Consider the following 25,408-nt stretch of genomic DNA (forward strand, 5'->3'; position numbering starts at 1 on the left):
GAACGAGAAACCTCCACGATAAACTCTACAAAGATTGGCTTATTGGAACGGAGTTGCTTGCGGAGGTTTGCTTCGCCTGTTCGCTATCGCTCGGGTCTCGTTCCTCGAAATGACAAGATTGTGAGGAATTATAAATATAAAAGTTTTTGTTTTACGTTTTGCGTGAGGGATAGAAGTGGAAAGCCCACAGCCTGACGAAGGAAGTGCGAGGACTTGCAGCGGATAGCCCGACCCGGAGGGACACGCCCAAATTATTTTTAGGTGTAATTATTTGTTAATAATTATAAAATAACTTCGTGATTGGCTGATGTGAAATTCTCTTTTAAGCGATTCTATATTTCTATATTTGCGGGCTTATAAATAAAACCCCAAAAAATCATGAGAGTAAATTTTTTTTTAATAATGAGTGTTTTATGTATTACCTCGTTGTCGCAAGCACAATCAGCAGGAATTACATTTAAATTTGGAATGGGAGAACAAAAGGCTGATGCGATTGTTTTTAAAAAAGACAAACAAAAAATAAGTGGATTGGTGAAGTTTCCGGGTTCTGCGGATAAAAAAGTAAAAATTAAAGTAGGCGAGGAGAATGAAAAATATGCGAGTAAAGATTTAGATTCAATTCAGATTTTTGACGGTAATAAAAAACTGAGCTATACTTTTTTATGGACAAAAACAAAAGTGTATAAAAAGAAGGGTACAGAATTTAAAATTATTAACGAAAGCTGGATCTGTAAAACAATTGAGGGTAAAGCTTCTTTGTTTTTAGGTGGTGAGGAATATGGAATTAAGGAAGTTAAGGTGAAGGATGAAGGGACTAATGAAAAGATAAAGGAGCCGAAAATGGAAGTGGTTAGTAAGGATGTTAATCATTATTTGAAAAGAAGTAATGAGGATTATCCGGTTTTGGTTTCGGTAAGTTCAAATGGTTTTTCTGCCGGATTTAATGTTTTTTTTAAGGAGTATGGTGCTTATTATTTTAGTGACAATGCTGAAATTGTAAAAAAAATTCAGGATAAGGAATACAAATACGATGATATTGAAAAAGTTGTGAATTTGTATAATGTGAAACCGTTGAAAAAAGTGGTACAAAAAGAAGAAGAGAAGGCTGCAAAAGTAAAAACAGCTGCTAAGACGCCGACAAAGACTACAACAAAAACAGCTAAAAAGAAATAAATTAAAAAAAAGCGATACCTTAAAAAAGTATCGCTTTTGTATTTTTAGTGAAAATGATCTTCTTCGATTTCGAATTCGGCATCTTTTTCCCAGATTTCCATTTCGCAGGGTTTGCAATTGAATTTTAGTTTGTATTCAAGTTCCCCTTGTTTTAAAACCAAAGGTTCTTTTACCTTAACGCCTACAATGTCTTTTTGGTGTATTGGGCATTTTTTTAATTCGTATTTAATGCAATATTTGGTGGTCATTACACGAGATTTTCCCGGATCCCATTGTAATTCGAATGCTTTTTCGATTTCGGTAACACCGTGACGTTCGTAGAATTTACGAGCTGTTTTGTTCGAAACGTTGTACATGAAATCTAATTTGGTTTCAGGATACGGATGTGACGTTTTTACTATTTGGTGTTCTTCGCGTTTGTAATTTGCCAAACGAATTTCGGTTAACTGATCGTAAACGGTTCTTCGCATTTCGTTGATTTTTGAAATAGGAAGGAACCAGTTTTGAGAAAACATAACGTTGATTTCATCGGCTTTGTAAGGTGTGAAACCTGTTTTTGCCAATTGCGTTTTGATATTTTCTTCGATTGATTCGCCGGTTTTAGTCTGCTCTTTTGCGTGTTCTAAATTTACGGTGCTTACATTTCCGTCTTCATCGGTTGCGATAAGTTCGAAACCAGTTTCAGTCTCTGTAAGTAATAAAGTAGTGCTTAATTTACGAACGGCGCTATCTTCTCTTTCTACAATTTTGATGAAAGCGGCGTCGTTATTTCTGTAGATGAAAGTTCCGTCTTTTACTTCTTTTAAAACGTTTGGATAAATTTTACCGTTTTCGGCTTTGTTTACGTAGATCCCGTCGGCTTCATTGTTTTCATTGATGAAGCAAAGTCCATCACCGTTGTTTAATAATTCGCCATTTTCGATTTCGTAAGCGTTTCCAACAGTTCGGATTAATTTACCAATATATTGACCTTTTGATTTTGGAGTTTCCCAAGAACCAATGGAACTGTGTCTTTCGTTTACAAAATAATCGGTATAACCACGGTTGAAGGTTCTGTTTAAAGAAGAATCAAAAGTATAAGTACAAGTTCCGGAAGAAGCTTTGATGTATTTTCCGCGTCCTGCGCCTTCTAAATAGCTGTCTAATTTTTGACGTAAATAAGAAACGTTGTTTTTTACATAAACTACATCTTTTAATCGGCCTTCGATTTTAAAAGAAACGATTCCGGCTTCGATAAGATTTGGAATTTGCTCTGAAATATCTAAATCTTTTATCGAAAGTAAGTGGCTGTTTTTGATTAAAGTTTCTCCGTTTCCGTCGATTAAGTTATAAGGTAAACGACAGTTTTGTGCACAAGAACCACGATTGGCGCTACGTTCTCCGTTTGCTACGCTCATATAGCAGTTTCCACTAAAGGATACACATAATGCACCGGTTACGAAAAATTCTAACTCAACATCGGCTTCGTCGTAAATGGTTTTAATTTGATGTAAGTTCAATTCGCGGGCTAAAACCACACGTTTGATTCCGGCATCTTTAAGAAATTTAATTTTATCAGCATCACGGTTATTGGATTGTGTACTTGCGTGAAGTACGATAGGAGGCAAGTCCATTTCCATAATCGCCATATCCTGAATAATCAGGGCATCGACACCAATATCGTATAATTCCCAGATCATTGAACGGCAAGTTTCCAGTTCGTTGTCGTACAAAATGGTGTTCATAACCACAAAAACCTGAGCATTAAATAAGTGCGCATATTGCACTAACGCAGCAACATCTTCGATAGAGTTGTTGGCATTTGAGCGTGCTCCAAATTGTGGCGCACCAATATAAACTGCATCGGCGCCACTATTTATGGCTGCCATTCCTCCAATTAAATCTTTAGCCGGAGCTAATATTTCGATCTTCTTCATTTTTAAGACTTTAACCTTCTGTGGTATTCACGGAAAAAAGTTTGCAAAGTTCTTATAAATATTTCGAGTTTACTAATACTGAAGTGACTTTTTTTGAAATAGTTGGGTAATATGGAATGATGATATTTAAAAATAGAAGTTTTACTTCGTGATGATTATCCTACTGATTAAGTTTTTTGGTCTGATAGCAAATCTCAACCATCTTCCTGATCTTAGAAAAATGGTTGTTTACTAGATTGCTTTTTAGTTTGGATCAGATTAATACTCAAACAAGGTTATAGAAGATGCCGTTCCGTTTATATAATCGGTAGTAGTTATTTTTTTTATAAGATAACCTTCTTTATTATAGATATAGTACTCTTTTATTGGTCTGCTTGCATACCATAGCCAGTCTGTAATATGAGTTGTTGGAGTAGGTGAAAAAGTTATTTTATCACTACCTTGAGTTTGCATATAAGACAGGATAGGGTAGCTTGTTATTTTATACCAAGCTTCATTGGCATAAATTCCCGGTTTAGAAGTGTCAATATTATATACGTCATCGCTAAGGCTATGATGCTCCTGACCTGGTACAATGTGACCTGTTTTATCGAAAGTCTGCATCCAGTAATAGGCTGAAACTTTTACTTTGTTATCACCCAAATCCAGATAAACGAAGTCTATTATAAATCTATAACCTGAAATGTTTGGAAAATTAATATTATCGTAAGCTTCATATCTTTTTGCCTGCGTAATTCTGTCCTGATCGTCGTAAGAATACTGAACAGTTATATCACCATTTGTTTTTAGTTCGGTGATATTACCTCTTGCATCATATAAATATCTGTTTTCTGTAGTGGTGCTTACTTTACCGTTAGAATAGGTAAAAGTATCCATGAAGTCTATATTTGTACTAGCCTGATTACCATTAAAGCCTGCTGCGTATTTTTTAGTAGACTTTAATTGTCTCATTTCATCGTACTCATAATCGGTTCTGCTTCCCCACCAGCGCTTTATTGTGTCTCTAAATGTATTCAATGAGTCTTTAATAGCTGCTTCCTGAGTAAAATTCATTACATCTTTATAATAATAAACTCTCTTTACTAATTTTAAATCATCTTCGAGCTTCTTTCCTGTTAATGATTTGATATTATTGGTAATTGCTGGCTTAAGCTGAACTTTAACGATTGGAGGTTTTGATGGTTCAGGAGCTATTACTTCAGGTGTAGTAGTAGGATTTTCTTCGCTTGAACAACTAATTATGCTAAATGCCATTATGGCGCCTAGTATTATTTTCTTCATTTTGGGTGGTTGTTTTTGGTTGTGCTTATTCCTGATAAAAATAATATTTTATTTGATAGGTTCGTAAATAAGTTGAACAACGCCTGATTTGAAAATATTGGTTTCAAGTAATTTTAATTCTATTCGTTTTTTTAAATCTTCGAATAATGGTTTGCCGTTTCCTAAAGCGATTGGATGCACGGATATTCTATAGGTATCGATAAGATTCAATTGAATAAAAGTTTTAATTAAGCTGGCCCCGCCATATAACCAGATGTCTTTTCCGGATTTTTTCTTAATCTCGTTTACTGTATTTGCGATGTCAGAATTTATGAAAGTGGCATTGTCGTCTTTTTTGTGTTGACTTGAAAAAACGTATTTTTCTTTAGCATGTACTTCTTTCCAAAGCGATTTTTCATCAGTATTTGCATTTTCATCCGGTTGGTAATTTCCCCACATATCATAACTTACTCTGCCGTAAAAAATAGTATCGATACTGGATAAAAAACCATCAAAATCCATATCATCGTCCATAATACACCAATCAGTTTCTCCGTTCGTACCTTCAATAAAACCGTCGAGGGTTACAGCTAAGTCTAAAATTACTTTTTTCATTTTTCGATAAATTTTGTTTTATGTTTTGGAGATAAAAATATAGTATTTCAGATGTATTAAAAACAAAAAACTACTTAGTTTATTAACCAAGTAGTTTTCTTCTCAAAAAAATAGTGCCAAATATTATGACAATTTTTTCGCTTTAATTTTTGCCAAAGTATTTTCGATGGTGTTTAATTGTTTTGAAACAATTGCAATTTGAGAACTATCAAGATGATTGTGCTCAAGGGCCATTTTGTATTTTTCGATAGCTGCTTCTTCTCCTGTGATACAGGCATTGATGATGGCTTCGGTATCGCCACTTGTAAAGGATGATTTGATATCGATCCAGGCGCGGTGTATGGCTCCTAATGGTCCGCCACCTGCAGTATCTGTTGATTTTCCTAGTTTATTGATTTCGTCTTGTATTTCTACAATGAATAAGGCACGTTCGCGGGCATAATCTAGAAAGTCGGTTTTGATTGCCGGGCTGCTTACGTGTTCAGCTGCATTGGTATATCCTAGTTTTCCGTCTTCAAGAATTGAAATTAATCCTTCTAATGTACTAACTGCTTTTTCTGTGGTTTCATCTGTATGTATCATAATAAATGTTTTTTAAATTTTATAATACAAAGTTGGGATTTTATAAAGCGATATGTCTTATAGAATTATGATGGGTGTTTATAAAATTGTGGAATGGGAATTTTGAAAGTCTTATTTATATTTTTACTATAATATCTTTTGAAATACCATATATTTTTGAATAAAAGAAAATATTATTGTCAAACGCAGCATCGTGTTCGATTACATTATAAAATCCATTTTCTTTCATTTTTTGTAATTTCTCTACTGGTAAAAGTTTTTTCAATTCTTCTTTAGTTATTTTTCTATTTAATATAAAAATATTATAAAGGTCTTTGTAGATAAGATAAGAAATGTTTGATCCCAATTTTCTTTCATTTTTATTATTGATGTCAAGTGCCCAATAATTAAAATTTTCAACTTTTTTATTGAATTCATTGGTTTCGTTTAAAACATCAAACACAAAAATTTTGTTATAAATTTCTACTATTTTTATTTCCTTTTTATTTATTGAAAACGTAGTAATTAAATTTGATTTATTTAATTTTTGAATAGTATAGTCTGTTAATATTTTTACATTATATGTGGCAAATCCTGTTGCTTTTTTTGAGGAAGTATTAATGTTATCCTGAAATTTAATAGTATGATAGGTTAAATCTTTGTCTAAAAGCGTACCTCCGTTTTCGCTTGTGGTATGGATGCTGTCAATTACTATTTTCTTTTTATTTTCATTAATTGCATCAAAAGATTTTAATTTTATTTTGACAAAATCGAGATCATTGTTTTTTTGAAAGAAGCTCGGGAAATTTGATTCAAGTACAAGTTGTTGTTTATTAAATTGAGTCACTAAGCTTAATTTTGAATTTTTTGAAAGTGAATCGATACATGAAATTAATTTTTCGTTGGAAAGAGTGCTTTTGAAGAAAACTTCTTTTTCATCAAATTTTTTAAGAATTACTTCTTCTGAAATGTCATTGTAGTTTTCAAACATACCATAAATTGCATCATATATAGCCGAAGAATTTTCTTTATTAATTTTTTCACTTTCGCCTTTGTAAAAAACGGAAAGCATGATGTTTGGATTTTGTTGGGCGTTAATTTCTTTAGAAAATAGTATAAATGTTAGAACCAGAAGTAATCTTTTTTTCATTTTTGTCGGTGGTTTTATTAACTGAAGTTGCAAACATATCACTTTACATTAACTTCTGAATTATAAAGATTATAATTAATTTAATGTGTTATATACAGCAAAAAAAAGCCTCAGGGATTTCCTGAGGCCTTATTCGTATAAATATGAATGTGTTGATTACACAGCCAAAGCTTCTTTGATTCTGCGTAATGCTTCTTTTAAGATATCGTCGCTTGTTGCATAAGAGAAACGAATACAGTTTGGATTTCCGAAAGCATCTCCTGTTACTGTCGCAACGTTAGCTTCGGCCAAAAGGTACATCGAAACGTCGTTTGCATCTTTGATTTCAGTTCCTTTTAATGTTTTTCCGAAGAAAGAAGAAACGTCTGGGAATACGTAAAATGCTCCTTCAGGAACGTTGATTTTTACTCCAGGAATTTCTTTTAATAATCCAACCACTAAATCTCTACGAGTGTGGAACGCCTGAACCATGTGGTTTAATACGCTTGGATCAGCTTCTACAGCAGTAATTGTAGCACGTTGAGCTACTGAGTTTGCTCCTGAAGTTACTTGTCCCTGAATTTTTGTACATGCTTTTGCGATGAATTCCGGAGCTCCGATGTAACCAATTCTGTATCCTGTCATAGCGAATGCTTTTGCTACTCCGTTTACAGTGATGGTTCTTTCTAACATTCCCGGGATTGAACCGATGCTGCAGAATGTTCCTGAGAAATTGATGTGCTCGTAAATTTCGTCAGCAACTACGTATATATTTGGGTATTTTTCTAAAACTTTTGCAAGAGCTGTTAACTCTTCTCTGCTGTAAACAGATCCAGATGGGTTACAAGGAGAAGAGAACCACATCATTTTTGTTTTTGGTGTGATGGCAGCTTCTAATTGTTCTGGTGTAATTTTGAAATCAGTATCTACAGATGTTGGAACTTCAACCGGAACTCCTCCTGAAAGTTTTACGATTTCGAAATAAGAAACCCAGTATGGTGCTGGTAAAATAACCTCGTCACCATCGTTTAACATTACTTGTGCAATGTTGTATAAAGATTGTTTTGCTCCTGTAGAAACTACAATTTGAGTTGGTTTGTAATCTAAATTATTATCTCTTTTGAACTTTTTGCAAATTGCTTCTCTTAATTCTAAATAACCTTCTACCGGAGAATATGTACTGTAATTTTCATCGACTGCTTTTTTTACTGCTTCTTTGATGAAGTCTGGTGTATTAAAGTCAGGTTCTCCTAAACTTAAACTGATAATGTCTTTTCCCTGTGCTTTTAATTCACGTGCTAAAGCAGCCATTGCTAAGGTTTGTGATGTCGCTAAGTTGTTGATTCTGTCTGAAAGAATATGATTCATTATAAAATTTTTGAATGTCCTTAATTTCAACTTTAATTAAGGAAGGTTAATTATTAATAGATTTTTTTTATGCTAGTTCTGGTTTCATTCCAAGATCTTTTAGATGCTTGTAATGTGCAATGACAGCGCCTCTCATGGTTCTAAATTCATGATAAGGTAAGTTGCATTCGATTGCAGTTTGTTTTACTATTTCGGCAATTTTTCCGTAGTGAATATGGCTGATATTCGGGAAAATGTGGTGCTCGATCTGGTGGTTTAATCCTCCGGTAAACCAGTTGATTATTTTGTTTTTTGGAGCAAAATTAGCCGTTGTGTATAATTGGTGAATTGCCCAGGTGTTTTCCATTTCTCCTTCTTCATTTGGTACCGGGTTCGAAGTTTCTTCGACTACGTGCGCCAATTGAAAAACAATACTTAAGATAAGTCCTGCTGTGTAGTGCATTACGAAAAATCCAATCACTACTTTCCACCATGTTACACCCAGAATCATTGGTAAAGCCATCCAGATTATAATGTATATGATTTTTGTAATCACAAGAACGGTCCATAATTTGGTAGGGCTTTGTGGTGCTCCGTATGAAAGTTTTCTTTTTAGGTAGTTTTTCATTTGCTTAAAATCGGTTGTTAAAGCCCAATTGAAAGTCAAAAGTCCGTATAAGAAAAAAGAATAATAGTGTTGAAATTTATGAAAACGGTGCCACTCTGCATTTTGCGTAAAACGAATAATTCTTCCGGCGTCAAGATCTTCGTCATGACCGTGAATATTGGTATACGTATGGTGCAATACATTGTGTTGTACTTGCCAGTTATGAACGTTTCCGGCCAAAACATAAATACTTCCGCCCATAATCTTATTGATCCATGATTTAGAAGAATACGATCCGTGGTTTCCGTCGTGCATCACGTTCATTCCAATTCCGGCCATTCCAACTCCCATCAAAATGTTTAGTAACAATTGAGCCCAAAATGGCATGTCAAGAGTTAGGATTAAAAAGTACGGTGTTAGAAAAACTGCAAAAAGAATAATTGCTTTTAAGTGCAACTTCCAGTTTCCTGTTTTCTGAATATTGTTCTCCTTGAAGTAATTGTTTACTCGTGAGTTAAGTGTTCTGAAGAACTTCAGATTGTCTTGCTTAGCAAATGTAGGCGCAGTGTTATTCATAATTAATTTAAATAGTTTTCAAAGGTAATTATTATAAATTTTCAATTTGCAAAATTGAGTTAAATATTTCAACTGTAAAGTAGTACTTTTGTTAAAAAATTAGAGCAATGGATGAGATATTGAAATATTTTCCTGATTTGACCGACATTCAAATCGAACAATTTCAAAAATTAGACTTTTTATACCACGATTGGAATGAAAAAATCAATGTGATTTCGCGTAAAGATATTGATGCCTTATATACAAAACATGTTTTGCATTCTCTGGGAATTGCAAAAATCATGAAATTTGAACCAGGAACAACTGTTCTTGATGTTGGAACCGGTGGAGGATTTCCAGGGATTCCTTTAGCGATTCTTTTTCCTGAAACGCGTTTTTATCTGATTGATGTTATCGCCAAAAAAATAAAAGTGGTTCAGGGCGTTGTAGATGCATTAGAACTTAAAAATGTAAAAGCAGAACAATTGCGTGCTGAAAATGTAAAAGGCGATTTTGACTTTATTGTAAGTCGTGCCGTTACCAATATGCCGGATTTTGTTTCCTGGATTAAAACTAAAATCAAAAAACAGCACAAACACACGTTGAAAAACGGAATTCTTTATCTAAAAGGAGGCGATTTGACTGAGGAATTAAAGGATTTTCCAAAAGCAACTTTATATGATTTGTCTACGATTTTTGAAGACGAATTTTTCGAAACCAAAAAAGTGGTGCATTTGCCTTTGAAGTTTACCGTTTAATCTTTTTTGAAATAATAAAAACCCGACAGGATGCTTGGATAAGTATACTGTCGGGTTTTTCTTTTTATGTAAGATGTCTTTTGAATCAATTATCATAACACAATGATAATTTTGTGGTTGAGCGTATTTTTTTATCTTTGAAATTACTATAAATAAAGTAATAATGGATAGAAGGAAGTTCTTTAAAAATGGTTCTTTATTAACGATTGGAGCCGCAGTGATGAATCCGTTTCAGGGTTCTGCAAATATTTTAGATTTAGAGTCAGTAAATAAAAATAAGAAAGCAAAAAATCTTATCCTACTTGTTAGTGACGGAATGAGTACAGGAACTCTTAATATGACTGATTTGTTCCTGAACCGAAAAACCGGAAAAGGTTCTAACTGGATTCAGTTATACAAAGACAACAGAGTTTCAAGAGCTCTAATGGATACCGCTTCTGCGAGTTCTATTGTAACAGATTCTTCGGCTGCAAGTTCTTCTTGGGGAGGTGGTTTTAGAGTAAACAACGGTGTGCTTAATGTGAGTCCGCAGGGAGAACCTCATTTACCAATTTGGCAAAAATTCAAGAAATCAGGAAAAATGGCGGGTTGTGTTACAACAGTTCCTATAACTCATGCAACTCCGGCGGGTTTCTGCGTAAATAGTAAAAGCAGAAATGCACAGGATGATATTGCCGAACAATATTTAGATCTTGGTTTTGATGTTATGATGGGCGGAGGTTCAAACTATTTTAGTCCGGAATTAAGAAAAGATAAAAAAGATATGTTTGCTGCTTTTAAAGCAAAAGGATATCAGGTTGTAAAAACACGTTCTGATATGGAAGCGGCTTCTAATGCTCAGCCTATTTTAGGTGTATTTGCAGAAGATGGTCTACCGTATTATGTGGACAGAAATAGCGACCAAAATTTACAAAAAACAATTCCGAGTCTTGCTGAAATGGCGCAAAAAGCTATTGACAGAATGAAAGGTCATAAAAATGGTTTTGTTTTGCAAATTGAAAGCGGGAAAGTCGATTGGGCGGCGCACGGAAACGATATTGCCGGATTAATTAACGATCAGATTGAGTTTGACGAGGCGGTAAAAATTGCCATAGATTTTGCTGAAAAAGATAAAGAAACATTGGTAATTATTACAACAGATCACGGAAATGCGAATCCCGGAATTATTTATGGTAAAGATGCCAATGATAATTTTGATAGCATTCAGAAATACACGCAGACGAATGAATGGATTTTGAACCAAATAAAACCGCAATCTTCAGTTCCACAAGTAAAGGAAATTATCGAAAAGGCAAATGGTCATTCCGTTTCTGATGAAGACGCAAAAACAGTTTTAAGTTATTACGATGGCCTTCATAAAGAGGATGGTTTGTACAATTACAAAAAATTACCTTATAAAGCTTTTGCAGAAATGCAGGGAAAAATAAATTCTGTAGGATGGATTAGTATGGACCATTCTGCTGATTATGTAGAGTTGGCAATGTTTGGTCCTGGAAGTGAACTTTTAAAACCTTTCGTAAAAAATACCGATTTGCATTATCTCATGTTGCAGGCGGCAGAAGTAGAGAATAAGTTTTAGTTTATCAGATAAATAATAAACCCCACAAGTTCAAAAAAATATTGAAGTTTGTGGGGTTTGTGTTTTAAAAGAAAATCCTAATTAAGAAGCTCTTTTTGGGAAACATAAAAACTGATTAGATTTAGTATCTAAATTATGAATCAGTTCATTGATGGCGTTTTCTGATGCCTCAATAGAATTTTCGAATTCAGGATTAAAGAAAAAATCACGACAAATTACAGGTTCATGTGATGAATCATAAAAGGCTTCGTAATTTTGATCTAAATCTTCATTACTGTATTGGCATGGATAATCACGTTTTAAAACCGCTATTGTTCTGTTGAACCATTTGTCAAAAACGCGTTTTCTTGGTGTAATGTGGCGTGCTAATAATACCAGTCCAATAAGTTCGCTCTGAATAGCGTGCGATCCTCTTCTGTACATAGTATCAACCATTGTTACATTCATAAGAGCGATCCATAAAGGTCCGTTTACGTATCCTGAGGCCGAGATATCAAAATCAGCATCAAAAACTAAAGGTTTTGTGTTTTCGATATTACCAATAGAACACCATAGAGCCTCGATTCTTTTGTGGGTATCATTATTCATTTTGGTGTATCCGGTATATCTCCAGTATATCCATTCAAGCAAAGCTGCAGTAAGCCCCATAGAAGCTTTGTGGTTAATTTGCATTAATTCATGTTCAAGTTCATCATTTCCTTCTAAAGGATCTAAAAACTGATCTATCTTTTTTTTGTTCCATTTAAAGTCAATTGGATGTCCAATACTTTTTGCCTGTACAATTATAGGAGGCGTGTTTTGTAAATTTCTCATCGGTACTTTTTTATGCTTTTTTTGAATTTTTTGTAAATTTTGATTGTAAAGTCTCTGCTGAATTTGCTTCATTTTTTCGGCTTTAAATCTGGATGTAAATTTATGTTGAGATATATTTTCAGAGTATTAGAATAAGTTTTTAAAATAACAGAATAGGATTTTTATTCGTCTATCGTGTTGATAATCAATATAATAAGAAAAGTATTACAAATATTGCAAACATAAGATTGTCAGAATATAGGGAAAAGGCTTTTGGTTTTTATTTTTCAATTATAAGTGATTGTTTTTTAATGATTTGGTGTTTTTAAAGACTTAATCAAAAAAAGGAAGGAATAATAATGTTTATGAGGATATTGTGTTAAAAACTAAAAGCAAATAGTCACTCATCCGCTATTATTTTTCGTTCCTGTACTTTTATTTGCTCAATCTCTATTAGAGGAATACCTTTACTACAGCACTAACAAATTTACTTTTGAAAACAACTACAGTAATATCGACATATTGGAAAATTCAACTCATTGGGTGGACTATTGCTTCTTTGTATTGGGGATTATCGGCTTTCCTGAGTGGTAATTTTATCTGGAAAATGGGCGCAACAGATTTAATATTTGATATATTGATTGGTATTGCGTTGACTCATATGTATAGAAATTTTGCTTTAAAGAGGAAATGGAATAAATTGAATCTAAAAGAATTATTGCCTAAAATGGTGTTGAGTGTTTTTGTGCTTTCCTTATTCTATATGTTTTTTATTATCGGAAAGCTTTATCTGGTGCGATTATTAATTTTCAAAAATGAGACCGTTTCGTTTCTCGCGTTTTTTAAATCGGTACAATTACAAGTTTTTATTACAGGAACCCGATTAATGTCAATTTGGGTATTGGCCTACCATCTTTATCATTATTCGAGACTTGAATTAGAAACCGTAAAAGAAAATGCCCGATTATCCATTATCATAAAAGAAGCCCAACTGAATAATCTGAGTGCGCAGCTTAATCCTCATTTCTTTTTTAATTCATTAAACAATATAAAATTTTTGGTAATAGAAAATCCTGCTGCCGCCAGAAGAGCAATTGATTTATTATCTGAACTTTTAAGAAATTCTCTAAATACTAATATTAGTAAATTAATATCGCTTAATGACGAAATTGATCTTGTAAAGGATTATCTCGAATTAGAAAAAATACGATTTGAGGAGCGTTTGCAAATAAAAATTGAAACTAGTTTAGATTTATCCCAGCATTTAATTCTGCCTTTTAGCATTCAGTCACTGGTAGAGAATGCTATCAAACACGGAATTGAAAAAAGAAAAAGCGGAGGATTTATTGCCGTAAAAATTGACATGAAAAATCATTTTATAAAGATTACAGTTCAAAATTCAGGAAAATTAAGCGATGAGGTTAAAGATTCAGGTATTGGCTTACAAAACCTGAAAGAAAGATTGTTGCTGCAGTATAACGGAAATGCTTCTTTTGAAATTATGCAAATGGATGACGAAACAGTTTTAGCTACTATTTTAATTACATCAAAATGAAAAAGATAAAAGTTGTTATAATCGACGATGAGCGTTTAGCAAGAGAAGAGATAAAAAGAGCTTTACAATTCTATGAAGATTTTGTACTTATTGGCGAGGCCGAAAATGCTGATGATGCCAAGATTTTGATCGAAACAGAAATGCCGGATTTGATTTTTCTTGATATTCAGATGCCTGAAAAATCCGGTTTCGATTTGTTAGAATCGTTAGATAATGTACCCGCAGTTTTATTTATTACAGCCTACGATCAATATGCGATTCAAGCTTTTGAAGTAAGTGCTTTAGATTATTTAATGAAACCTATAAGAGAGGAACGTTTTGCAAAAGCAATTCAAAAAATAAGAGATACTATAAATATGAAATCGTCGCTGAATGATTCTTTGGCAAAAGACCGAAAGATTTTTATAAAAGACGGAGAGAAGCGGTTCTTTATTCAATTAGATGAGATCTATTTAATTGAATCTTTAGAAAATTATACGAGATTGTTTTTTCAGGATAAAAAAGCACTTCAGAGGCGTTCTCTTCGCCAGTGGGAAGAAATGCTGGATAAGAGTATCTTCTTCAGGATCAACAGAACCGAAATCATTAACACGCAATACATTCAGGAAGTAAAAACTACAATAGGCGGCAGGTTAGAAGTGAAACTGAAAACCGGCGAACTATTAGAAGTCTCCAATCGTCAATCGGCTCGATTCAGGAACCAGAACGGGATTTAATCCATTAATTCAAATTATTATAATGCAAACAGCTAATGCTATTAGTTGCAGATCAGTATGCCTTTTTCATATTTTAATGAAACAAATTATTATCAATCACAAAGCTTTGAAATAAAGCTTATTAATAAAATTATCCAATGAAAACAATTCTAAATTTTGTGTTTCTTATTCTCATCATATCAAATACATTTTCTCAGCAAACCAGTAAAACAAAATCAGAAGATTTAAAAAGTGCTTATGATATTCAGGACAGCATAATGATCAAAACCCGCGATGGTGCTTTTATATCAGCAATTGTAATACGCAAAAAAGGAAACGCTGATCCAAAACCTGTAATACTTCAGCATACAATTTATGCTTCAGAAGGAGGGAAAGATTTTAAATCGTTGAAAGAAGCGGCAGATAAAGATTATGTTGGTGTAATGACATATTCACGCGGTAAACGATTTAGTCCTAACGAAATATTTCCGTACGAAAATGAAGCCAATGATACCTATGATGTTATCGATTGGATTAGTAAACAAAAATGGTGTAACGGAAGCGTAGGGATGTATGGCGGCAGTTATAATGGGTTGACACAATGGGCGGCCTGCAAAAAAATGCATCCTGCTCTTAAAACCATAGTGTCTTATGTTGCCAACAGGGCAGGAATGGGTTTGCCGATGGAAAACAATGTGTTTATAAATCCTAATTACGAATGGTCGTTTTATGTAGGCAGTAATAAATATCTGGATACCGTGGCGGGAAATGACAGACAGCGATTTAGAAATATGCAGTTTAAATGGTGGGAAACGGGAGTTGCCTACAAAAAAATGGACAGTATAGACGGAACTCCAAACAGGTTATTTCAGCGATGGATCAAACATCCTTCATTTGATGAATATTGGCAGAAAATGTCACCTTACCAAAAAGATTTTACTCAAATAAATATTCCAATATTAGTTTTTGATGGATATTATAATGATTCTCAAAATTCGAGTTTGTATTATTTAAGAGAACTTCAAAAATACAATTCGAAAGCTAATTTTTATTTAATCATTGGTCCGTACAGTCATTTTGGAGCGCAAAAAGGAGGTTATCCCGTCATCAATGGCTATAAAGTTGATGCAGATGCTTTAATTAATACCAGAAAAATAACGTATGAATGGTTGGATTATATTTTGAAAAACGGACCAAAACCGGAAATTTTAAAAGACAGAATTAATTATCAGGTGATGGGAGCTAATGAATGGAGAAGTGCTCCATCAATTGATAAAATGAGTAATAGTTTCCTTAAAATGTATTTGACGAATCATAAATCCGGAAAATTCTATTCTTTGAATGATAAAAAGCCAGCCAAAATTAATTATTTATCACAAGAAGTAGGTTTTGCCGACAGACAAATACAAAACAACGATTACTATCCGGATCCGATCATTAAAAAGGAAATTGATACTACAAACGGATATGTTTTTATAAGTGATCCATTAAAAGAACCGCTTTTAGTAAATGGTTCCTTTTTAGGAGAAATAAAAGCAAGCATCAATAAAAAAGATATGGATGTAGGCATCACATTATATGAAGTAACACCAGAGGGAGAATATTTTCATTTAGCTTATTTTATTGGCCGCGCGAGTTACGCCAAAGATCCTACTACGAGAAATTTGTTGATGCCTAATAAAATAGAAACAATTCCTTTTTCGAACACCCGTGTCGTGAGTAAACAATTAAGAAAAGGCAGTAGATTGCTAATTACTTTAAATGTAAATAAAAATGCATTTTCAGAACTCAATTACGGTACAGGAAAAGTGGTTAGCGACGAAACGATTAAAGATGCTAAAGAACCTTTAAAAGTAAAATGGTACAATGATAGTTTTGTGAAAATTCCTGTTTGGAAGGAATAGAAGTTTTAATAAAAAGTAAAAAGCCACAATTTCATTCTGAAATTGCGGCTTTTTTATAATCTAAAATCTGAACTCTAAAATCAGATATTATCCCAAGAAAGGGTATCTGTAATCTTCTGGAGTTACAAAAGTTTCTTTGATCGTTCTAGGAGAAGCCCAACGCAATAAGTTCAATGCAGAACCTGCTTTATCGTTAGTTCCTGAAGCTCTTGCTCCACCAAAAGGCTGCATTCCTACAACCGCTCCTGTTGGTTTATCGTTGATGTAGAAGTTACCTGCAGCATTTTGCAATTTCGTAGTTGCTACTTCAATAGCATAACGATCCTGGCTAAATACAGCTCCTGTCAAAGCATACTCAGAAGTAGTATCAACTAATTCTAAAGTTTCTTCCCATTTTGCATCTTCGTAAACATATATAGTAATAACTGGTCCGAATAATTCGGTTTCCATTGTAGTATATTTAGGATTTGTTGTTACGATAATTGTTGGCTCAATAAAGTAACCTACAGATTTATCGTAGTTTCCACCTGCAATGATTTCAGCATCAGCATCTTTTTTAGCCTGATCAATAAAACCAGCTAATTTATCAAAAGAACCTTCGTGAATAACCGCTGTAATAAAGTTTCCAAAATCTTCCGGAGAACCCATTTTCATCGATTTTACATCAGCAATTAATTGTTCTTTTACAGCTGGCCATAAACTTTGCGGAACATAAGCTCTTGAAGCTGCAGAACATTTTTGTCCTTGAAATTCAAATGCTCCACGAGTAATTCCTGTAGCAACTTGTTTTACGTTAGCGCTTGGGTGTGCAATGATAAAATCTTTACCACCAGTTTCTCCAACGATTCTTGGGTATGTTTTATAGTGGTGAATGTTGGCACCAATTTTAGCCCAGATATCTTTAAATACATGAGTTGATCCTGTAAAGTGAACTCCAGCGAAATCGCGGCTTGCTAAAACAGTATCAGTAATCATTAAAGCGTCTCCAAAAACAACGTTGATAACGCCATCAGGAACACCAGCTTCTTTGAAAACATCGATAATAATTTTCGCAGAAAAAACCTGGCTATCACTTGGTTTCCAAACCACAACGTTACCCATCATTGCAGCACTTGCAGGAAGATTTGCAGCAATAGCAGTAAAGTTAAAAGGAGTAATGGCGTAAACAAAACCTTCAAGAGGTCTGTATTCTAAACGATTCCATGTAGTAGAATCAGATTTTGGCTGATCTCCGTAAATCTGAGTCATAAATTCTACGTTGTAACGTAAAAAGTCGATCAATTCGCAAGAAGCATCAATTTCTGCCTGGTGAATATTTTTAGATTGACCAATCATTGTAGCAGCGTTAATACGAGCTCTGTATGGTCCTGCAATAAGTTCAGCAGCTTTTAAGAAAATAGCAGCACGTTGTTCCCATGCCATGTTTGCCCATGCTGTTCTTGATTCAAGCGCATTAGCAATTGCTTTTTCGATATGTTGTTTTTCAGCTAAGTGATAAGTTCCTACAATGTGTTTGTGATCGTGAGGAGCTGATATTGTTCTTGTATTTCCAGTTCTGATTTCTTCGCTTCCGATGTATAACGGAACGTCGATTTGAGAATTCCACAATGTTGTGTAAGCCGCCTGAACCGCTGCTTTTTCTGGTGAGTTAGGTGCGTAGCTTTTTACAGGCTCGTTTACCGCTTTTGGTACATGAAAGAATCCTTTTAGCATGTTATTTAAAATTAGATAATTAAACTGTTTAAGGGTTAGATGATTTGATTTGTTACGAATAATCTAACGTTGCACAAAAGTACAAAGGATAAATTAATAATTTGACAAATTTATGATTAAGATAACGATAAAAAAAGCAGCCCTTTTTAAACTAGTTTTTAATTTAAAGCAAATGGAGCACACATTCTAAAAGTAGGAACAATAACTTTGAATGTTTTTGTAGAAGTAAAATTGATCATATTAAAATAACCTTTCATTGCACCATAAGGAGATGACAATAAACAACCTGAGCTATAAGTGTGATTTTCGCCAGGTTTTAAAACAGGTTTTTTACCAATAACGCCTTCTCCGTCTACAACTTCTAAATCATTTAAAGAATCAAATATCTCCCAATGACGAGAAGTTAACTGAACTGAATCTTTGCTGTGATTTTCGATTGTAACTACGTAACTAAAAGCAAAGTGAATCTTGTAGTTCTTGAAGTAAGTACCTTCAAAACTAGTCAAAACAGATATTTTTATGCCTCTTGTTATCTGAGAAACCATACTAAAGTAGTATATATGTGTGGGTTATACGTGCAAAGCTACAAAAAAAAATCTTTCGATCTAAATCCTTAACAATGTTTTAATTTATGATGTTTATTGAGTTGGCGTTTCCTTTTCCTATAACTCTTTGATAACGATCTGAACTTTCTTTATAATAAACCAATATGGTATACTCATTTTCAGTTTGATAAAAGTTTCCGTCGATAGCATTTTCGAAATCAATAACGCCTTTTTTATCGGCAATTGTATATTGAAAATTTGTAAAACCTTGCTTGATCATTACCGCTTTTTCAAAAACACCCTTCTCTGTATTGTACTCCATTTTATATTCTGGAGACAAACTATAATTGTTGAACATTCCTGTAATATAAATATCCTTCGTAGTCGATCTGAAAGTAGGCGCCGAAAGCGTAAAATAAACCCAGGCATAATCTGCTTCAATTTCGTTGTTAGAAGCATTGATGTTTTTTACCACAAAATTCCCGTTTACGTCCTGATATACGGTATAAATCTGATTACCTCTTGCCTGATTCGTATACAAGTAAGAATTATAGATGTCATGATTGGCACCAACTCTTCCTACGTTATTGCTTGCAGCACGAATGTCTTTATTTTCAAAATATAAAAATTCATTTCCGCCCCAAAATTGTGTTTCGGTATTGTATTTATAAACGAGTTGGTTGCCTATGGTATATTGCGGAGGAACGTTTTTAATAGCCGTATTAAAATTGCCATTTTGCAATAATAAAATCTTTACGTTTTGTGTTGGAGTCTGAAAAGTAATGTCGTTTGAAGCGATTGAAAAATCTAAGTTTTGTTTGTAATCAATATTGGTAACATCGCGGCTTCTTTTTACCTGAGCAGAAACAGTCGAATGATTTTCGTATAAAATAAATTTTCTTGAGAAAACCAGTTCTTTGTCTTCGTTAAGAATTCTCAGCATATAATTTCCTGAAATTCGTAATTGAGTCGTAAACTGATTGGGGAACGAAAGTCGGTAATGCGAGTACACCTGAAGCGTATTAAAAGAATTAGAATAATCTGTAATTCTTTGATTGTCGAAACCGGTCACATAATCTGTTTTAGGAATATCTGTTGGTTTCCAGTTGTAATCGCAGTGTATTACTTCAAAATAATAATTGGCTTCATTACCAAACAAGTCATCAAACTGAAAAGTAAAAGTATCACCCAGCTCAAATATAGGAACTACATTATTATCATTTTTAACAAACGAAACAGTTTTTATATTATAAGGAGGATCGATTTCGGTTTGTATTCCCTGAACCTGGGCTGTAGCCGAAGCAAAAACGAAAATCAGAAGAAGATTTCTAAACAAAAATTTTGGCATCATATTACAATTGTAAGATTGTAAATATAAGAATTTTATATAATGTAACAGGATGCCACTTGTATTGGTTTAGAAAACGGTTTGTTAAGAGCTCAAAATGTATTCTAAATTAACTTCTATTTCGTCGTTAATATAACTTTCTTCTAAAAGTGAATCAGATAACAACTTTTTGTTTTCCTGCAATTTGATTATTTTTTCTTCGACCGTATTTTTCGAAATAAACCTGATCACATTTACTTTGTTCAATTGCCCGATTCTGTGTGCCCTTCCAACTCCTTGCTTTTCAGCAAAAGGATTCCACCACGGATCTAAAAATAAAACATACGAAGCTTTGGTAATATTCAAACCAACGCCACCCGCTTTAAGCGAAATAAAAAACAATAAAGGCTCTTCTTTTTCCTGAAATAGTTTTACCTGTTGCTCTCTTTTGCTCGACGGAGTTTCACCGGTAATTTCACAATACGATATTTTGTTTTCCTTACACCAATCCGTATAAAAATTCAAATTAGTAACAAATGAACTAAATATGATTGCTTTTTGTTTCTCTTTTACTAAAGTCTCCAGATAATTAGTAACCGCATTATATTTTCCTGAATCAATTTCAGATTCCTGATCGATCATTTTCGGATGATTACTCAGCTGTCTTAACTTCATCAATGTATTGATAATGCTAATTTTGTCCGGACTTGATCCATCAGTTTTTAGTAAAAAGTTCCTCGCCTTAGATTTTTCTTTTTCATATAATTTTTCCTGTTCAGGATCCATATCGCAATAGTAAATCTGTTCCGTTAATTCTGGCAAATCTTTTAAAACCTGTTCTTTGGTTCGTCGTAAAATATAAGGCTGGATGAGGTTTTTTAGTTCAGATAAACTATTCTCGTCTTGTTTTTTCTCAATCGGAATTTTAAAATTCTGAGCAAAAAAATCATAGCTTCCCAAAATATCCGGATTTATAAATTGCATTTGCGACCATAAATCGTCTAATGAATTTTCGATAGGCGTACCGCTTAAAGCGATTTTATGATGCGTATTTATTTTAGTAATAGCTTTAAAAATCTTAGAGTTTTTATTTTTAATGTATTGACTTTCGTCTAAAATTAAATAGCGGAAATTGTATTTTTCTAAAATTGAAATATCACGATGAACAATGCTGTAACTGGTAAAAATTAAATCAGTTGATTCTAATCTGCTCGCTAATAATTTCCTGTCATTGCCCACATACTGCATTTTAGAAAAGTGCGGCGTAAATTTTGCAGCTTCATTGTACCAGTTAAAAACCAATGACGAAGGTAAAACGATCAGGGCTTTTAAAGGTTGTCTTTCGATAGTCGTTTCGTTTTGAAACAAATCAAAATTCGTTGTTTTAGTCGTAAAACCCAATTGTTCCTGTACGGCAACCAAAACCGCCAGAGTTTGTAATGTTTTACCAAGACCCATATCATCAGCCAAACAAGCACCCAAATTAGAATTAAAATGACCTAAAAGCCATTTTACTCCATCGATTTGATACGGTCTTAATGCTGCTTTTAATAAATCTGAAGATGTATATTCTGCCTTTTGAATGATATCCCCTTTAATTTCCGGAATTGCATCCAGAGCAGCAAAATTACTTTTACGCAATAATAGATTTCCATTCTCTGTTTTGGCCAATTTTGCCAGAGAACCATATTTGCTCAGCCATTCTAGCGGAATCAGAAAATAGTTTCCGTCAGGCAATAAAAAGAGTCTCTCCTTGCTTTTTATATTGGGAATAATCTCGCTGAAATTAATCGTATAAACACCAATCGTAATAATTATTCTAATGTCAAACCAATCTTCTTTCGTTTCTTCTCGCGAAGCCGAAATAGTGTGATTTTCTGTTATGATTTCTTTGCCTTCCAGTTTTAAATTATCGATTGTAAATCCTAAACTTTCCAGTTCTTCTTTACGGTCAATAACAAATTGAATATTGATGTAAGGATCCGGATTTTCGGTATCAGAATTTAATCCGAATAACTCGTTTTTGATTTTTAATAAACCAATTTCAAGTAATCTGTCTGTATATAAAGTTTCGGCAGAACTGCGTTTAAACTGAATGATTTTTGGTTCGTTCGCAATGTTAAAATCAACAAACGAATGTGTTTTTTTAGTTTTGCTACTGTCAAATGAATAACCGTTATAATCAAAATAAAGGTTGAGGTAATAACAGTTTTTAAAGAAATCAAAAACAGGCTGAATCGTGCTTGAAATAATTTGATCACGATGTTCAATTTCAAAACCAGTAGCTTCAATATCTATTTTTTTAGCGATTTCAGGAATGAAATTTTTAAAATAAGTATCAACTAATTTTGAAGGTATTTCGATTGATTTTTTCTTTAAAAAAGGAGAAAGTTTTTTAGAATTAAGATCCTTCAACTGCCCAAGCTTTTTGTCGATAATCAACCAGCTTGGTTCGTCCAGCAGTGTCTCAATATTGCTGTTCATGGGCAAAAATGTAGTTTCGTTTTCTTTTAGCGAAAGCGTATATGTAATTCCTTCAGCATGTTTATTAAACTCAATCTGAGGTTCAAAATACAGCGGATCGATATTGACTCTCGAACGATAAAAATCCTTTTCAACTCCCATATTAATAGATAACGGAAATTGTTTTTGAACAATAAGACTATAAAAGGAACTTAAATTTAGTTGTAAATGCTGACGAATTGCAAACTCAATTTTAGAATCTTTTTGTAAATCAGCAATTGTTTTCGCCGATTTGATTTTTGCGCTAAATTTTTTAAAAATAAAGTCAGGCTTTAAAGATTCGCAAACCGTCAGGATTTTTTTGGTATCAGCATCTAAATTGTCAAATACAATAAAGAAACTTTCAAGAACATCTTTAGTCGCTTTTTTATCTAAATATTTAATGTCGTCGGTATTCTCAACGATATAAGAGGTTGGAATATAATGATTCAGATTTTTTTCAAAACTGATATCAAAACAAAATTGAAATGAATTTGAAAGATCCAAGATATCTAGGTTTGGTTGGGGTGTAATTTGGGAAGTCATTTAAACCATATAAGTGATATAAGTTCATTTAAAAACTGCTCGAATAAAATAATTTAGAATAGAAAAATCGGTTCTATTTTTGTTATTTTTCGATTTTAATTATTTAAAAATAAATAAAAATTACGTTTTTTTAAATGAACTTATATCACTTATATGGTGAAATAAATCTGAGTGCTTAGTTTTCTGGTTTGAAACAAAGCGGAATGATTTCTCCCTTTGCCAAACAATATTTCTCTACCAATTCTGGTGTAATTTTATTAGTATAATCTTCTTCGATTACGATAAAGCCAATGCTTCTTAATTTATCAAAATAATCGCGGCCATAAATACGAACGTGATCGTATTGTCCAAAAATTTTGGCACGTTCTTTTTGATCTGTAATAGTATCATCAGCAAATGTTACCGCTCTGGATAAATCCTGTGGAATCTGAAGAATCGCCATTCCGCCTGGTTTTAATACGCGAAATAATTCCTGCATTGCTTTTGTATCATCCGGAATATGCTCCAAAACGTGATTACATAAAATAACATCGTATTCGTTATCCTTAAAAGGCAAATTACAAATATCTGCTTTTACATCAGCCAAAGGCGAAAACAAATCGGTTGTAGTGTAATCAAGGTTTTTTTGCTTGCGGAATCTTTTATAAAAAGCTTGTTCCGGAGCAAAATGAAGTACTTTTTTTGGTGCAGTAAAAAAATCAGTCTGATCGTTTAAATACAACCAAAGCAAACGATGTCTTTCTAACGAAAGTGTACTTGGCGAAAGCACATTATTACGCTGTTTTCCGTATCCATAAGGCAAAAACGATTTAAAACTTTTTCCGTCAATAGGATCGGTATATTTAGTTCCTTTTAATGAAAATGCCAAAACCGGACGAGCCACATAGCTCAAACGAATTAATAATGGACGGGGTATTGTATTAAGTACGAGTTTAAAAAGTTTTTTCACAGTTTAATAGATTTGAACACGAATTTCACAAATTTACACGGATTAATGTAACGGTGAAATTTCACGAATCTTTGATTTGGGTTACAGTATTATTCTTTTATATTTAAGGCTATCTTCTCCAAAGTTTACTAGTAAACCTAGTTTGTTTTTTGATGCAGCCAGGTAATTTAATGTTTGTTTTATTTCACTACTCGAAAGAGCTACAATGGCTTTTAATTCTAAAATGATTTGATCAAAAACCACGAAATCTGCGAAATAATAGCTTGATAAGATGATATCTTTATAAGCGATATTGTATTTCAATTCTCTCTATATGGTATTTTGTTTTTTTGAAACTCATATTCCAAAGCATCACCATAAACTTTTTCACTATGTCCTTTACCTAAAATTTTATGGACTTCCATACAGATTCCTATAATTTTATAAGACTCTTCTTTTAAATACAATTCGCTCATCATCATCAATCCTCAGTGAAATTTCGACAAATATAATTTCGTGCTAATTCGTGAAATTCGTGTTATAATATTAACGGCACTTTTCTGAATTCATCTTCTTCATTGCTTTCGATTCCAAGAGCTTTATAGATGTACTGAAAAGTCGATAATAATTCTGGTTTTCCATCAATTAAAGCCACGTCGTGTTCGAAATGTGCGCTTGGTTTTCCGTCAGCAGTGGTAATTGTCCAGCCGTCTTTATGTTGCTTGATGTTTTTTGTTCCCATGTTAATCATTGGTTCAATCGCAACAACCATTCCTTCAATAAAAAGTTTACCACGACCACGTTTTCCGTAGTTTGGCATTTCTGGTTCTTCGTGCATTTTTTGACCTAAACCATGACCTACCAATTCACGAACCACTCCGTAACCGTGTCCTTCAGTATATTTCTGAATTGCGTTTCCAACATCTTCAACGCGGTTTCCGGCTTTAAATTCTCTTATTCCTATATAAAGGGATTCTTTGGTCACTTGCAAAAGCTTTTTAACTTCAGGAGCAACTTCTCCAATTTCGAAACTATAAGCGTGATCACCGTGATATCCATTTTTAAAAGCACCACAATCTACCGAGATAACATCACCACTTTGTAATGGAGTATTATTAGGTATTCCGTGTACTACTTGCGAATTTGGACTCATACAAAGTGAATTCGGAAAATCATATAAACCTAAAAAGCTTGGTACAGCACCGTGATCACGGATAAATTCCTCAGCTAATTTGTCTAAATATAATGTGGTAACTCCTTCTTTAATTTCAGAAGCAATCATTCCTAATGTTTTAGATACGATCAAAGCACTTTCGCGCATTAATTCGATTTCTTCACGTGATTTTACTATAATCATAATTTCGGATTTTCAGTTGGCAAAAGTACGACTTTTTATTTAAA

The 25,408-nt window shown here is 33.4% G+C and carries 20 protein-coding genes and 1 pseudogene; 6 read left to right on the top strand and 15 right to left on the bottom strand.

The window, feature by feature from the left end; translation table 11 throughout:
* The first annotated feature begins 378 nt into the window (after positions 1-378).
* A complete protein-coding gene (locus tag L0669_RS09045; protein WP_263762908.1) occupies positions 379-1,173 on the top strand; it encodes a hypothetical protein in 795 nt (264 codons plus the stop codon).
* Positions 1,174-1,217: 44 nt separating this feature from the next.
* Here L0669_RS09045 and L0669_RS09050 read toward each other — a convergent pair whose 3' ends face one another.
* From L0669_RS09050 to L0669_RS09080, 7 genes are all read right to left on the bottom strand, one after another.
* Positions 1,218-3,089: a peptidase U32 family protein gene (locus L0669_RS09050; RefSeq protein WP_263762910.1), complete on the bottom strand. Its 1,872-nt coding sequence runs from the start codon at positions 3,087-3,089 to the stop codon at positions 1,218-1,220.
* Between the two features lie 258 nt (positions 3,090-3,347).
* Entirely contained in the window at positions 3,348-4,370 is a 1,023-nt protein-coding gene (locus tag L0669_RS09055; protein ID WP_263762912.1) for an RHS repeat domain-containing protein, read from the bottom strand.
* 48 nt (positions 4,371-4,418) lie between these two features.
* Positions 4,419-4,964, bottom strand: coding sequence for a dihydrofolate reductase family protein (locus tag L0669_RS09060; protein WP_263762914.1), 546 nt, complete (start codon positions 4,962-4,964; stop codon positions 4,419-4,421).
* 123 nt (positions 4,965-5,087) lie between these two features.
* The gene (locus tag L0669_RS09065; RefSeq protein ID WP_173969813.1) at positions 5,088-5,546 is read right to left on the bottom strand and encodes a ferritin-like domain-containing protein; all 459 of its coding nucleotides are present in this window, start codon (positions 5,544-5,546) and stop codon (positions 5,088-5,090) included.
* A 115-nt stretch (positions 5,547-5,661) separates the two neighbouring features.
* The gene (locus L0669_RS09070) at positions 5,662-6,675 is read right to left on the bottom strand and encodes a hypothetical protein (protein WP_263762916.1); all 1,014 of its coding nucleotides are present in this window, start codon (positions 6,673-6,675) and stop codon (positions 5,662-5,664) included.
* Positions 6,676-6,831: 156 nt separating this feature from the next.
* Positions 6,832-8,022 carry a pyridoxal phosphate-dependent aminotransferase gene (locus L0669_RS09075; RefSeq protein WP_194618122.1) on the bottom strand — a complete coding sequence of 397 codons (1,191 nt, stop codon included), beginning with the start codon at positions 8,020-8,022 and terminating at the stop codon, positions 6,832-6,834.
* A 67-nt stretch (positions 8,023-8,089) separates the two neighbouring features.
* The gene (locus tag L0669_RS09080) at positions 8,090-9,184 is read right to left on the bottom strand and encodes a fatty acid desaturase family protein (protein ID WP_263762917.1); all 1,095 of its coding nucleotides are present in this window, start codon (positions 9,182-9,184) and stop codon (positions 8,090-8,092) included.
* Positions 9,185-9,291: 107 nt separating this feature from the next.
* Between L0669_RS09080 and rsmG the strand changes: the two genes are divergently transcribed.
* Together rsmG and L0669_RS09090 are read left to right on the top strand one after the other, a co-directional pair.
* Entirely contained in the window at positions 9,292-9,921 is a 630-nt protein-coding gene (gene rsmG, locus L0669_RS09085; protein WP_173969810.1) for a 16S rRNA (guanine(527)-N(7))-methyltransferase RsmG, read from the top strand.
* A gap of 163 nt (positions 9,922-10,084) precedes the next feature.
* Positions 10,085-11,500 (top strand): alkaline phosphatase, encoded by a 1,416-nt coding sequence (locus L0669_RS09090; protein WP_263762920.1) that lies wholly within the window; start codon positions 10,085-10,087, stop codon positions 11,498-11,500.
* A gap of 81 nt (positions 11,501-11,581) precedes the next feature.
* On the opposite strand, the gene L0669_RS09095 is transcribed toward L0669_RS09090, so the two are convergent.
* Complete coding sequence (locus L0669_RS09095; RefSeq protein ID WP_263762923.1) at positions 11,582-12,313, bottom strand: hypothetical protein; 732 nt, start codon at positions 12,311-12,313, stop codon at positions 11,582-11,584.
* A gap of 472 nt (positions 12,314-12,785) precedes the next feature.
* On the opposite strand from L0669_RS09095, the gene L0669_RS09100 reads away from it, so the two are divergent.
* The 3 genes from L0669_RS09100 (at position 12,786) to L0669_RS09110 (ending at position 16,446) form a co-directional block, all read left to right on the top strand.
* Positions 12,786-13,847, top strand: coding sequence for a sensor histidine kinase (locus L0669_RS09100; protein ID WP_263762926.1), 1,062 nt, complete (start codon positions 12,786-12,788; stop codon positions 13,845-13,847).
* Positions 13,844-14,563, top strand: coding sequence for a LytR/AlgR family response regulator transcription factor (locus L0669_RS09105; protein ID WP_263762928.1), 720 nt, complete (start codon positions 13,844-13,846; stop codon positions 14,561-14,563). The genes L0669_RS09100 and L0669_RS09105 overlap by 4 nt, the downstream gene beginning before the upstream one ends.
* 137 nt (positions 14,564-14,700) lie before the next feature.
* Complete coding sequence (locus L0669_RS09110) at positions 14,701-16,446, top strand: CocE/NonD family hydrolase (RefSeq protein WP_263762930.1); 1,746 nt, start codon at positions 14,701-14,703, stop codon at positions 16,444-16,446.
* An 87-nt stretch (positions 16,447-16,533) separates the two neighbouring features.
* Here L0669_RS09110 and pruA read toward each other — a convergent pair whose 3' ends face one another.
* The 7 genes and pseudogenes from pruA to map form a co-directional block, all read right to left on the bottom strand.
* Complete coding sequence (pruA, locus tag L0669_RS09115) at positions 16,534-18,159, bottom strand: L-glutamate gamma-semialdehyde dehydrogenase (protein WP_263762933.1); 1,626 nt, start codon at positions 18,157-18,159, stop codon at positions 16,534-16,536.
* Between the two features lie 158 nt (positions 18,160-18,317).
* Complete coding sequence (gene apaG / locus L0669_RS09120; protein WP_065452127.1) at positions 18,318-18,704, bottom strand: Co2+/Mg2+ efflux protein ApaG; 387 nt, start codon at positions 18,702-18,704, stop codon at positions 18,318-18,320.
* 79 nt (positions 18,705-18,783) lie between these two features.
* Entirely contained in the window at positions 18,784-20,052 is a 1,269-nt protein-coding gene (locus tag L0669_RS09125) for a type IX secretion system plug protein (RefSeq protein WP_263763925.1), read from the bottom strand.
* 84 nt (positions 20,053-20,136) lie between these two features.
* Entirely contained in the window at positions 20,137-23,040 is a 2,904-nt protein-coding gene (locus L0669_RS09130) for a DEAD/DEAH box helicase (protein WP_263762935.1), read from the bottom strand.
* Positions 23,041-23,254: 214 nt separating this feature from the next.
* Positions 23,255-24,028 carry a class I SAM-dependent methyltransferase gene (locus tag L0669_RS09135; protein WP_083693569.1) on the bottom strand — a complete coding sequence of 258 codons (774 nt, stop codon included), beginning with the start codon at positions 24,026-24,028 and terminating at the stop codon, positions 23,255-23,257.
* Positions 24,029-24,109: 81 nt separating this feature from the next.
* Positions 24,110-24,483 (bottom strand): annotated as a pseudogene (locus L0669_RS09140) (GxxExxY protein).
* A gap of 62 nt (positions 24,484-24,545) precedes the next feature.
* Positions 24,546-25,364, bottom strand: coding sequence for a type I methionyl aminopeptidase (gene map / locus L0669_RS09145; protein WP_263762937.1), 819 nt, complete (start codon positions 25,362-25,364; stop codon positions 24,546-24,548).
* Between the last annotated feature and the right edge of the window lie 44 nt (positions 25,365-25,408).

Source organism: Flavobacterium bizetiae, from assembly GCF_024271895.1.
GTDB classification, from domain to species: domain Bacteria; phylum Bacteroidota; class Bacteroidia; order Flavobacteriales; family Flavobacteriaceae; genus Flavobacterium; species Flavobacterium bizetiae.